We start from the raw sequence: 13,009 nt of genomic DNA, 5'->3' as shown, positions 1-13,009 counted from the left end.
TCACTAATGAAACTAACCAAACTATCTCTGACTAATTTTCGTTCTTTCAAACAGACGCAAACTATAGATTTTGCGCCAACGACGTTGCTTTTTGGACCGAATAGTGCGGGTAAAAGTACTGTGTTGATGGCATTGTTCTATGTTCAACACATTTTGGAGCATGGAGATTGTGACCCGCATTACATCAGCGCTCTTGGTCATAAATTTATAGGTGGATTTGAGAACTTAGTTAATGGGCGCGATCTAACCAAAGAGATTAAAATCAAAGTTGAGTTTTCTAAGAGTGGTATCGGCTCTACTTACTATGATCCCTCTCTGTTTGATGAAGTTGCTGATGGGTTGGAGCTTATTTGTGCTGGTATGCCAGAAGTTATGTTAGAGAGTGAGCTTATAGCCGTTGAGTTTGTAATACGGTACTCTCAGCTAAATAAATCTGCCTACGTAGAGCAATATTGTGTTTGGCTAAATGATGAATTTGTCGCACAGGTTCAATCAGACAGTGGTATGAAAATTCGTCAAATTACATCGGTGAACTTTGAACATCCGTTACTGACGAATCAAAATGATGATAGCCGTTTTTCGGAAGAGTTGTCTCGACTTCCTATCGCCGTTGATGGGGTGTGCGGTGCATTGCCTCAGTTAGGAAGACCGCTAGAAGTTGATTTTTCTGCAGATAGTATTTTTGACAATATATACGCAAACGCTATTTACAGTGAAATTGTTGTGTCCCCATTGGATAACTTGCTCGCACTTCTTAAGGCTAGCGCATGTATCGGACCTATTCGTACCATTCCGGATCAACAGTTCCATCCAAATGCTTCACCTAGCCAAGGAGATTGGTACAGTGGCTTGGCCGCTTGGGATCGTTTTTATAGACCCGAATATGCATTTACTCATGACTACAACACTTGGATTGATAAAAGGCTAAAATTAGGCTACCAGTTAGTTGTTAAGGTTGAGCAAGGGGCAAATCGATATGTGATTCCTCATTCCAGTGATGCCATGAGTTCATTGCTTGCAGTTCAAGATGCTATTGGTGTTAATCAGGTCCAACTTACACTGGAAAGCGAACAATTGGAAGTGAATGGTGGTATACCAATTGATCTTAATCTTGTATCTAAGCTCCCATTTACTTTTACAGCTAAATCAGGTACTGAGCTGAATTTTAACATTAGCTTGGAAGGGGAAAGCACTAAAACAGAGATTAAAATCCATACAGATGAAGTCTATCGTGCAGGGGAATTATATAAACAGCGCGAAGTTGTGCTGTGGGATTTAAGCAATAATATCCCGGTTTCAGCATCTGATATAGGAGTTGGCATCTCCCAAGTATTTCCATTAATTGTCGCAGGCTTAACTCAAGAAAGGGGAGTTGTGTCTTGTGAGCAGCCTGAGTTGCACGTCCACCCCAGGATACAAGTTGAATTGGGGGATTTTTTGACTCAATCTAACGACAAAGTGAATTATTTAATTGAGACGCATAGCGAGCATATTATCTTGCGAATTCTTCGCCGCATACGTGAAACGACGGACAATGAACTACCTGATGATATAAAGCCAGTATACACCAAAGATGTTTCTATCATGTACATTGAATCCGGCGAGGACGGCGTCGTCGCAAAACGCATTGAGATAGATGACGATGGAGAATTTGTAACTCGATGGCCAAAAGGGTTCTTTAGTGAGAGAAGAGAGGAACTTTTCTAATGATATACGAGCACCTCATAGAACCAAGCTTTCTTGTTCAATTGGCAACCAATAAGCGAAACTGTCGAGACTTCAAGCGGCAGTTTTCTACTTCATCACCCCGAGTGATTAGTAACTACCCTATGTTTAAAGCCTTTCGTAGCCAAGTCTATAAAACCATGTCAGAAGATATGTCGGAAGGTACAAAAATGAGGTTGGATGAGTTAGTACGTTTTATACAGGAAACACGCCGTGTCGCCCGAAAGAGCGACTTTTATGGCGAGCTGCCATGGTGTGAAAACGCTTCTCTTGCTTCACAAACCTGTTTTGCCGACTATGCGGTTGTTAACAACAATGAGCCTAAAGATTTCACCGGCAAGCTTATCAATTTGAAAGATTTTGAAGAAGGTATTGAAGATATTGATTGGCAAGGTGTCGTCGAGAAAGATATCAATCATATGCTTCAAGCTTTTGGAAATTTACTTCGACTTTCCAGCGAAATTACATTCGTCGACCCATATTTCAATGATAACCCTAAAGTATGGTCTTTATTTATCGCTTTCGTGGAAGCCTCTCTAACTAACTCTCCAAATCCTACTAAGTCGATCAAGGTAGTTTATAGTGCCGAAAAGCTAAACCTACCCACACCAACATACCTACTAGATAAGTTTGAAAAATCACACCCAGACTTATATGTCCAGTTCGATAATATCGAATTTATTAGCCTGGAGTCGAAACACTCAGGAGAGGCTTTGCATAATCGTTATCTCATTACAGATCTCGCTGGTATTAACTTAGGATTCGGATTTGATATTCGTGAAGGAGGGCAAACGGATGATATTTCACTTATGCAAGAACAACAGTATGAAATCCGTTATGAGCAATATGTAAAACAAAAAGCGTTTAATATTGTTGAAACAGCAATTAATAAAAAGAGAGTTTGAAACTGATGTCTGAGAGATCAATCGCTGAATCAATTACAGAAATCGTCGATCGAAAACTAAATGTATCAGATCCTGCTAGTATTGTAGATCTCGCGAACGCATTAGATACAATATCGTCCGACATATACAGCAAACAGACTAGGTTTATTTATGAATTAATCCAAAATGCTGATGACTCTGCAGAAAAAAATGGTGTAGACATTGGAATTAAAATAATTGATGATTACTTGGTAGTGTCCCATACAGGGTGTCCCTTTACTACACGCGACATCGAAGGCTTGTGTGGTGTTAATCACGGTACCAAGAAGTCTAACAGTAAGGCAATTGGATATAAGGGAATTGGTTTCAAATCTGTGTTCACACAAAAGGCAGCAAATGTTTATGTTTATACTGGTGGTGAGGTTTTTAAATTTAACAAAAATTTAGCAAAAAAACTTTCTTGGAAGGCACGCTGGGGTGATGTTTCTAATTGGGAAAAGTCTAACGATAGAAGCTTTAAGGCACCTTGGCAAATACTACCACTAAAATGTAATGACTTACCAATAAATATAAAGAGCTTCGTTTCAGATGCGAATGTTGCAACAATTATAGAACTAGATGATATTGAGAAAACAAAGGCTGATATCTCAGAGCTATTTAATCACATTCAGTTTATTCTGTTTCTTTCAAACACGCGTTCAATCACGTTAAAGCTAGATGATACAAATAAAGTATATACAAAAAATATTGACAAAAATTGCATAGTCTCACTTGTAGAAGATGGGGATGTATTATCGTATTGGTGGTTGCATAATAGGAATCATCAAATTGGTGCCTCTATTAAAAATGAGCTGTCTAATGATTCAAACGCACCAGTCAAACTAAAAGAAGCTGATAATATTTGTATAACGCTCGCTTATGAGCTTAATAAAATAGATGAAAACTATGCTATTAAGCCAATCGAAGATAGCGACAGTCGACTTTATTCATATTTGCCGACGGAAGTTACAGAGTTTAACTTCCCATTTTTAGTAAACTCTAATTTTTTGGTGGATGCTAGTCGTGAAAAGATTATGAATGATCATATCTGGAATCATTGGCTTTTCGAATGTATTGGATTCCAAATGATTGAATCTGCACGTGAAATTTGTCATCAAGAATTTACGGTATCTTCAAATCTAACAGGATTATGTATAAAAACACCTAAATTACGTAGTAAAGGTTTAGATTTTCATTTTTCTCAAGGCATGAATGAAGCAAAAACATTAATTCCTTTTGTTAAGAATAATGATGGAGCGTTAGTAAAAATATCAAGTATACTCATAGACCAAAGTGGATTGAGCCAAGTACATTCGGTTGATAGCTCAGTATTAAAGTCGCACATCTCTAAAAATATAGGAGACTTTTCTTTAAGTAACGTTTTGAGCTGTGATAAGGCAACCGAAACAATACTAAATAAATTAGGTGCAGCGGACTTTACTAAAGAGAATTTACTGGAGTTCATATCGAGTGCTGATTTTTCTAAAGATGTGAATGTCACAAGTGCTTATGATCTCTTGCTTTTAGTTAAGAGTCATACAGATAAAGCTTCGAGACTTGCTTTAATATCATGGAGAAAATTGCTTCCTTTAACGCCGCTATTGTTAACTTCAAACGGCGATTATCTCCCTATTAGTCAGATCTGCGAACCTGTAGACGGAGAAGATGAAACATGGGCTGAAAGTATAGATACTGTGCATGATGAGTTATTTACGCTGATAAAAAACAATGAAGAGGTGTATGTTTGGCTTCAAAAGCACGGCTTTAAAAAGCCATCACGGATTGCATTTCTAGAAACACAGCTTCTACAAAACTCGACAAATATTATAACAATTGAAAACCATACGCGCATTTTTGATTATTTGTTTAGTTTACACGCCGACGGTATTTTAACTGAGTCACATTATGATGACCTCAGTCAGGTCCCATTATGTAGCATTGATGGCGAATTCAATGCCGTACATGAATATGCACTATGCGACGATTACAACCCCAGAGTCAGACCTCGCAAATTTGGTGTTGATATACCTCTTATATGCGCGGATTATATTGGTGACAAAAAAATAGATGATGTTAAGGATTTTCTTTTACGCTTGGGTGTAGTGGATGACCTTAATATTGTTACGCTCGAATTGTATGCAGATTATTTTGATGATGAATACTTGGAGTTCGCCGCTGATTTAGCTAGAGATGGTCATGAATGGCCAAATCATGTGACTGTTCAAAAAGCAAAAGACGGAAGAAAGAGTTTGCATATTAATAGCTTTGGATTCCTTCCTCCAAGCTCCAAAGAAAATCTTTCTGAGTATTGGTCGCAAGTATTTTCCTTAGTTAATATTGATTTTGTAAAAACTGAAGAATGTGTAGTAGGTGATAAATGCTCAGCTATGCAAACTTGGGATAGGTTTAGTATAAACGGTTGCTCCTACTTAGCAGCAGATAGAATGCGATGGGGCAACTATGATAGTAACTGGACAGGAGTATACCCTTACTTAAGATACTTGGTTCAAGACCGAAAAATATTACCATCAATTAATCATGGAATAGAAACCGCAGGTCAACTATTAGTTAATACGCCTGAAAATATAGAGTTGGCAAGAGATATTTTACCCATTATTGATGCGCCAGTGCCGCTTTCTGATGGTTGGGTTGAGTACTTACAGCTAAAAAGCAATATTGATATTAATGATTTTGTAGAAATCCTGAATGCACTCCCTAACATTGAGCTAGAAGGTGATTCTTTATATGACTATGTAGCTACGGTTTATAGAGCGTTATGTTCTTGCTTGACGGATGTAGATGATTGGGAAGAACGTCTAGATAACTTAGCTGTTACAATACATCACAAAGTAAACCTCCTTTGTTTAGACGGTAAGTTTTCTGAGACACCAACTTGTATTATTGAGCAAGCAGAGACACGTTCAGAATCAATGGGTGACCTGCTATTTGCTCCATTGGAATGCGTTTTGAACGAGAGATTTAGATACTTGTTCGAAGGAGTGTTTCAGGTAACATTTGCTGACGACGTTACAGTTTCGACCAAAGGCAAAGCGCAAGATATTGAACTAAAAGCACGTATTATTAAAAATTTACCATACTTGCTAGCATACAACGAATGTCTCCTCAAATCTTCTGAGATTACTGATGTATTAGAGAAATTTGAAGCTATGGATGTTTTTGAGTGTGCATCTATCCATCGCGATTACTGGTTAGGTGAACAAGTAGTTCACTCAATAGAGCACAAGGTAGTTGAACACAACGGCGAAGTGTACATGTCGTTACCTGTTAGTAACCTTACAGCGCCGCAGTTGAGTTATCCAATAGCTAACTGTTTAGGGCTTGAAGAACACGTAACAATAGTACAATCTATTTTGGTTACCCTAGAACAAGAACGAGAATCGATGAATTTGACAGGGGTAGCTGAATGTTGGTTGGATGACTTCTTAGCGAACCCTAAATATCAAAGCTTACTTGGCTCATATACTCAAAAAGTATCATTTGTCGATAGCGGGACTCTTGAAAAATTAGAATTCCATAATCATTATCCCCCAAAGTCATTGGATAAAGAAACTCAAATTTTATCCTCACAACAGAGTGTTTTAGCGGCAGTTAACTACTTAAATAGTGAGCTTCGTGTAGGTATAGACGAGTCCAAGAAAGCCATTGAAAGGTTTGTCGCTGAGCGAAAGATAGAAGTAGGTAATGGTGTGATATTTCATGTTAGATCGGCGAAAAGAGGAACTGTTTATTTAAGCTATACCGTCTGGAAAGACTTATCTAGAGAGGAATCAGAGTTGATGGTGTTCGTATCAGGCTCTACCGAACCACGTTTCTTTTCAACACAACAAGCGCTAATTGATGCATGTATTACAAAAAGAGTTTCCATTGAAATTGAACATGATGGCGATGTTAATCGTTTAGATGACATGTTTGCTGGTGAGTTTGTAAGCAGGCCTTATTCCGAAATACCCAGTACCCATTTGGTATTCGAGTTATCTAGTAATATTCAAAATTCTACTTCCGAAATTGGGGCATTTCAGGAGTATTTAGACGAAGACTTGAACGGTGGTGTTTTAGATGAGTTATCGTAGTTCAAATTCGCTAACTCGAGAACAACTTGATTATTATTTTTCTCATCAGCTCGCTGCGATGGAGCGTGAGTATAAGGATGTCCTCGCTGGAACAATTGCATCCAATCATAGTAAGCGAAACATTTTTATAGGTGAAATTGTTGGCTTTGATGAAAAACGTGGAAATCTTTTGGTTCGTATTTTAGGGCGTAGTCTACCAAGACTTGATACGCCTTACTCTGGAAGTCTATTCAAAGGCGCTCCCAAAGATATTGATCTTAATAAGTGGCAAATTAGTTATGCTCACTACCTTAAAGAACACAAAGTTGTTACAACTGAAGCGATCCCAATTTTCTTCTTGGCTGGAAAAGGTTCACAAGGAACTGTAGTTGGTATTAAAGGCGTTGAATCGGAGTTAATAAATAAAATCTTGCCTCGTATTAAATCAGGGCAAAAAATTAGCTTTATGTTGGCAAAACAACCACCACCGTTTGAGCTGGTATTAACATTAAGAAATTATGTTAATGATTTTTCAAAAGATAACTTACTCACGATGCCTTTGGTTAACGGGTTGGAAAGTTGGGTTCCAAGAAAACTATCTTCAGATGAATCGGCAATTCATGTCTTAAATTCGATAAGAAACAATTCGAGAGTGATTGTGCAGGGACCACCAGGTACCGGCAAGTCATTCCTCATCTCAGAAGTCATATACAGTTTGCAAGCACAAGGTAGTAGAATATGTGTCGCTGCGCAGAGTAACAAAACGGTGTCTGAGCTTTGTAGAACGGCGAAAATGAGCCGCTTGTTGGAGTCTGGCAAAATCTACAAAAATAGTATAAAGAGTAATGAATCCGTAGAGTATCCAAACTTGAAGTCTGGCAAGGATCACTTCGTCGCTCCGGGAGATGTGCTACTTTCGACATTCTTCTCATTGAAGGAAAGAGTCAGTGCTTTGAGGCAGAACGATACACCAGAATTTGATATTGTTATTATTGAAGAGGCTTCTCAAGCAAACTTAGCTTTAATTTCTGCACTCTATCGTCTAGCTCCGCGAACATTATTGGTGGGTGATCCTATACAAATGGCACCGATAGTTCTCGAATCTAGGGCGTTATATGAAAAGGAACCTAAATTTAGGGCTTTCTCATCAGGGCTGACTGCAGTCGCATCAAACACAAAGGCCGAACCTTACATGTTAACGGAGAGCTATCGGCTAAATCCCAAAGGAGCGTCTCAGACGGGGATTTTCTATGACAGTAAGCTCGTTAGCAGAGTCAGTGGCTTTGAATGTTTGAAATTCTCTGATAGATACCGAAGATATTTTGATCCAGAAGGAGGGGCTGTTGTTTCTACTGAATTTGTCCTCGAAGATGAAACTGGAGTTGAAGCTTCCCTGGATGTTATTTCTCGAATCATTGAAGATATCACTAGTCACAATTCAGGTATAAAGATAGCGCTATTGTCACCATATATCCGCGTTGTCAATCATGCACAGTCTAAGTTAAGCAAGATTGTCGGGTCAGAGCAGTTGTTAGTTGAGACGATAGACCGTATACAAGGGGTCACAGTTGATTTTGCTATTATATTGGTGCCACTCACTAACCCATTGTTTGCGACAGAACTAGAACGTTTTAACGTTGCAACGAGTAGAGCGAGATTGGGAAATTTAATCTTTATCTCTCCACAGTACCAATGGCTGTCCATTAATGATTCAGTAAAGCATTTTTTAGATAGTAGTATGATGAAGAACTAAAAAACATTTTGCCAATTGGACTTGAAGAAATTTCAGTTTCGTAAGCTTTTGAAAATCTAACTCTAAACGAACCAGCTTAATATACCTCCAGAACAAGGAAACGTCTGAGAGGTAAGCTTTATGTGTCTAAATCAATCTACTTGTACAATGGTCGTTTTGGCAAACTCAATCAAAAAAGGCCATCGCTGCGTGGCTGGGAAGTGCATGGAAACCAATGAATGGATCCGCCCTGTTGCTACTCCACAAGGCGGAGAGTTAACTCGGCTTCAAGCTAGTGCTCGCAACCCATACGGTGTTTACCCCGTTAAAACTCTTCAAAAAGTAAACATGTCATTTGCAGGAAAGTCGCCACTGGTTAATCAACCAGAAAATCGACTAATTGATGGCACCGAATGGCAACAGTGCTACACCATTTCAGAGAATCAACTGAGCCAGTTTTTGGATTACCCGAACGATTTGTGGGGTCTTGGGGACCGAGTTGGTTATCGAGAGATACAAAACAGAGCTAAAAGCGTAGATCAATCGTTGTACTTGGTACAAGTTGAAAACTTGATGCTTTACTACGCTGATTCTGGAACTAAGCGTAGGGCGACGTTCACGTATAATGGCGTCGACTATGATCTTGCTGTTACGTCTCCAAATTTTGATGATGTAGTGCATGAGCAAGATGATTTGATGGGGATTTTGTGTATCAGCTTAGGCGAATGTTTCTATGATAATTGCTATAAAATAGTCGCGGCGATTTACTGAGCAGGGGAACCAGAATGAAAATGTATACAATTGGTTTTACTAAAAAAAATGCGGAACGTTTTTTTTCTTTATTGAAGCTTAATGGCGTCAAGACTCTGGTCGATGTTCGACTTAACAATGTTTCGCAACTAGCTGGTTTTGCTAAACGAGATGATTTAAAGTATTTCTTGAATGAGCTGTGTGATATTGATTATATCCATGTCCCAGGGTTGGCTCCTTCAAAAGATATTCTTGACGCATATAAGCACAAGCAGATCGATTGGAACGAATACACAGTTCGCTTTGGTCATTTATTAGAGGAACGGGAAGCTAACAAGATTCTGGACACCAGTCTGTTGGACGGTGCTTGTTTCCTTTGCAGTGAACACGAGCCTGATCAATGTCATCGACGACTCGTCGCTGAGTATCTTGCTGACAACCTTGACTTAGAATTTGAAGTAGAGCATTTGCAATAATGAATACCGTACTAGTTCTGTACCCTGAAGCGTTTAGCTGCCAATCGAAGCTTACCCGAAAGCTTTCTAACATTACGCGCAATATGCTTGAATTTAAATTGGTTTCTTTCCATGACGATCGGCAACTGATTAAAACATTTGCGGAGGAGTTGAACGTGAGTCAGTCATTGGTTGAAGGCGAAAGTATAGAGAGCTTGGCATTCACTCATGCCGTTGTATTCGATGACGGCGAAGAGTTCGAGTCAGAAATTGAAGTGATTCAAGCGCGTAACTTGCCTCTGAGAATCATCAACACCCCAATTACGCGGGTTATCAACCTCAAGAACAACCCTGAATTTAATGACGCAAAGTCGACAGAGAGCTACGAATATATTGGTAGGGGCTCATATTGGGGTAATCCGCATTCAATGTATGAATCCTTTGAAGATAATGATGAAGACCCTCGTGATGCGGTGATTCGTATGTTCAAGTATGACTTTGATTACGATAAGTTTTTGAATATCGATAAGAGCAAGGTCTACGAGCTTGCAGGCAAGCGATTAGGTTGTTTTTGTAAGCCACAACCCTGCCATGGTGATGTATTGGCAGATTATCTTAATCAATGGGATGACGGTAAATAACCGTATCAATCCCTATCAGATAACGGAGCCGGATCGGGCGAACGTGTAATAGCCGATATTCCGAACTTTATTGCTTTAGTAGCTAAAATCTCATTTTCAACTCAAACCAAGTAACCGATGGAGCGTCATGAAATTTGATAAATGGTCTACCAAATTCGGTAATGTACAGAAATTGGCAAAAGAGTATATACGGCCAGTGACAGAAGAAGCAGAGTCACTAGGCCGAAAATTGACCGATGAAGTTCGAGAATTATGTGATAACCCTGACGAAGTGCTAGATCGCACAACAACCGCTGCAAAACGTTATGCAGATAAAGGTAAGCAAGCTGCACAATCTCTTACAGAAAAAGTAGAGAGTTCAATTCGAGAGCCAAGAGAGTCTTGGGGTAAGTTTGTTGAATCAACTGAGCAAGTTGCGGAGGATATGTCTGAAGGCTTGAGTAAGACGGCTTCTGATATCTCTGATGGTATTAAAGGTGTATTTATTCCCAACGAACAGTATGTATTTTATGAACGAGCAAGGGTTTACCAAGGTACCTATATAGAAAAATTGCTTCGGACTAAACCTGCATTTGATACAACGGTTGTGATGGGGGAGTCACTCACTCAGTTTTTGTCCACTGGAATATACAATTCCGACATTATCCAGGCCTATGAAATGGCTTATCCCAACCTTGCAGCGGAGGTTAGTTTAGCCGAAAGGGTTGCTAGCTTGTCAGATGAGCAAGTCGTGGGTTTGGTTAATGGAATCAAGGGAAAGCTTTTTGAATTGCAGTATGTTGACTTGTTAAACAGTGAGCTACTGCCTAACGGGGCTTTCGCGAGGTTGTCTGAAAGTGCCACTGAACCTGGTTGGGACATTCAAATTGTGGATACGCATGGTGCAGAGATTGAAGTGTTGCAGGCAAAAGCAACTGCGTCTGTCTATTATGTCCAGCAAGCTATTGAAAAATATCCAAACATAGACGTGGTTACAACGGAAGAAACCTTTTTGAAACTTGCCGAGATGGGCGTCGCTGAAGGTCTTATCGATTCAGGGATTTCTAATTCAGAACTGCAAAGTTATGTTGATGGTTCGATGCAAGGTAGCGACGGTATACTCTTTGATCATGTTCCGGTGCTCTCGCTAGCAATCGTTGCGTTTACATCGTACGATGAAATGGGCAACTTTGACGTGATAGATTTTACTCACCGCGGCTGCCAGGCTTACATTACATACCTAATAAGCCTAGGCGTGATGTCTGCATCAGGTGTTTGGTTTATGGGACCACTAACATCGATAGGCGTGATGGGGCTGCTTGAGCGCTACCGTGAAAAGTACAGGGATTTGAGCAAAATACATAGCAGTTTTATGAGCAATGAGGCGTATATAAGGCGTCTGGAGCAGTGTTAAGGCCGAGTTTTGTCAGCATCATACAGTTCTAAACTAATGAGGTACTAACAAAGATTATTTTTTCTGCACGTTATTAGCGGATACGAGTAGTGCTTGTTTGTAAGCTTACGATAACAAAGCCGACAATTTACTTGTTAGAGTTAACGCGTAGCAGGTTCAATAAGAAATGAGGCCATTTTGAAAAACATTTTAGTCGCGGTAACCGGCGCGAGCCCGCAGGTGTTAACGGAAACCATTTACGCCTTGCATACACAAGGTAAGGCATTCCCCGAAGAAGTTTATGTCATTACAACGTCTAGCTCTAAAGATATGTTAACTAAAGGGTTGTTTGATGAAGGACACTGGGAAGCTATGCTGGATGAGTACCAGATGCCTCTTATCCAATTTAGTGAAGAAAATATTTGGGTTATTGCCGATGAGCACGGTCAAGAACTCGATGATGCAAAAGGTGAAGGCGATCAGTCTGTGATGGCGGACTTTATATGTAGAAAAATGGCTTGGCTTACTTCAATGGAGGATGTCCTATTACATGCTTCTATTGCTGGCGGGCGAAAAACAATGGCCTTCTATATGGGTTACGCAATGTCATTGTTTGGAAGAGAGCAAGATTCGCTTAGCCATGTTTTTGTGGATGAGAAGTTTGAGTTTGTAAAAGATTTTTATTATCCAACGCTACATGATAATTGGATTGAGGGTCGAGAGAGCGGAAAGCTAATTAACACCAAAGACGCGGAAGTGACACTTGCGGAAATCCCATTTGTACGAATGAAAAATCACTTTGAATCTGATTTGACGTCGCAGCTTGAATCTGCATCATTTTCTAAAACGGTAGCTATGATGAACGCTACGAAAAATGAAATTGAAGTGAGCGTTAATACCAAGTCAAAGACGTTAAGTGTTTTGGGTGTCGACGTTAAGATGTCACCAAAGCTGCTAGCGCTTTATATCTTCTTCGTTCAACAGCCGCACCGTCAGTTGAAAACAGGGTCTGCATTTAGAAACAGTATTGATTATTCAAAGCAATATTTGCAGATCTTTGGTCCAATGAAAGGTGATGTCAGAGTTCTTCAACAGACATTCGGCCTAGTTGATGAAAGCGCATTAAAGTTGGTTGAAAGGGGATTAGTAGAACCTAAGCCTATGACAGCCGCTTTTATTCAAAGGGTATTGACTGACTTACACGGAAAGTTAACTCAAGGCCTGCCAAAAGAAGTCGTGGAGAAGATTCGGGTGCACTCAGACGGTGTCAAAGGCGGAGCCACCTATCACATCAATCCTAATATTCAAATTACGATCTGTAGTTAATGTAACGTCTTAAGA

General features: G+C 39.7%; 9 protein-coding genes. All 9 read left to right on the top strand.

Annotated elements, in window-relative coordinates; genetic code table 11:
• Positions 1-6 precede the first annotated feature (6 nt).
• The 9 genes from ACJB0T_RS02955 to csm6 all read left to right on the top strand — a co-directional run bounded on the left by ACJB0T_RS02955 (position 7) and on the right by csm6 (position 12,994).
• Positions 7-1,707 carry a DUF3696 domain-containing protein gene (locus tag ACJB0T_RS02955; RefSeq protein WP_479293013.1) on the top strand — a complete coding sequence of 567 codons (1,701 nt, stop codon included), beginning with the start codon at positions 7-9 and terminating at the stop codon, positions 1,705-1,707.
• A gap of 122 nt (positions 1,708-1,829) precedes the next feature.
• A complete protein-coding gene (locus ACJB0T_RS02950) occupies positions 1,830-2,630 on the top strand; it encodes a hypothetical protein (protein ID WP_479293015.1) in 801 nt (266 codons plus the stop codon).
• 5 nt (positions 2,631-2,635) lie between these two features.
• Entirely contained in the window at positions 2,636-6,739 is a 4,104-nt protein-coding gene (locus ACJB0T_RS02945; RefSeq protein ID WP_479293017.1) for a sacsin N-terminal ATP-binding-like domain-containing protein, read from the top strand.
• Positions 6,726-8,471 carry an AAA domain-containing protein gene (locus tag ACJB0T_RS02940; protein WP_479293019.1) on the top strand — a complete coding sequence of 582 codons (1,746 nt, stop codon included), beginning with the start codon at positions 6,726-6,728 and terminating at the stop codon, positions 8,469-8,471. The genes ACJB0T_RS02945 and ACJB0T_RS02940 overlap by 14 nt, the downstream gene beginning before the upstream one ends.
• A gap of 120 nt (positions 8,472-8,591) precedes the next feature.
• The gene (locus ACJB0T_RS02935; protein WP_495292910.1) at positions 8,592-9,221 is read left to right on the top strand and encodes a dual OB domain-containing protein; all 630 of its coding nucleotides are present in this window, start codon (positions 8,592-8,594) and stop codon (positions 9,219-9,221) included.
• 14 nt (positions 9,222-9,235) lie between these two features.
• Positions 9,236-9,676, top strand: coding sequence for a DUF488 domain-containing protein (locus tag ACJB0T_RS02930; RefSeq protein ID WP_479293021.1), 441 nt, complete (start codon positions 9,236-9,238; stop codon positions 9,674-9,676).
• Positions 9,676-10,296 (top strand): DUF4326 domain-containing protein, encoded by a 621-nt coding sequence (locus ACJB0T_RS02925; RefSeq protein ID WP_479293023.1) that lies wholly within the window; start codon positions 9,676-9,678, stop codon positions 10,294-10,296. Before ACJB0T_RS02930 ends, ACJB0T_RS02925 begins: the two co-directional genes overlap by 1 nt.
• Before the next feature lie 127 nt (positions 10,297-10,423).
• Positions 10,424-11,689, top strand: coding sequence for a hypothetical protein (locus ACJB0T_RS02920; protein WP_479293025.1), 1,266 nt, complete (start codon positions 10,424-10,426; stop codon positions 11,687-11,689).
• Between the two features lie 177 nt (positions 11,690-11,866).
• Positions 11,867-12,994, top strand: a complete 1,128-nt coding sequence (gene csm6 / locus ACJB0T_RS02915; RefSeq protein WP_479293026.1) for a CRISPR-associated ring nuclease Csm6 — start codon at positions 11,867-11,869, stop codon at positions 12,992-12,994.
• Positions 12,995-13,009 lie beyond the last annotated feature (15 nt).

It is taken from the genome of Vibrio sp. CB1-5, from assembly GCF_059412285.1.
This window is presented reverse-complemented; position numbering and strand designations above follow the sequence as displayed.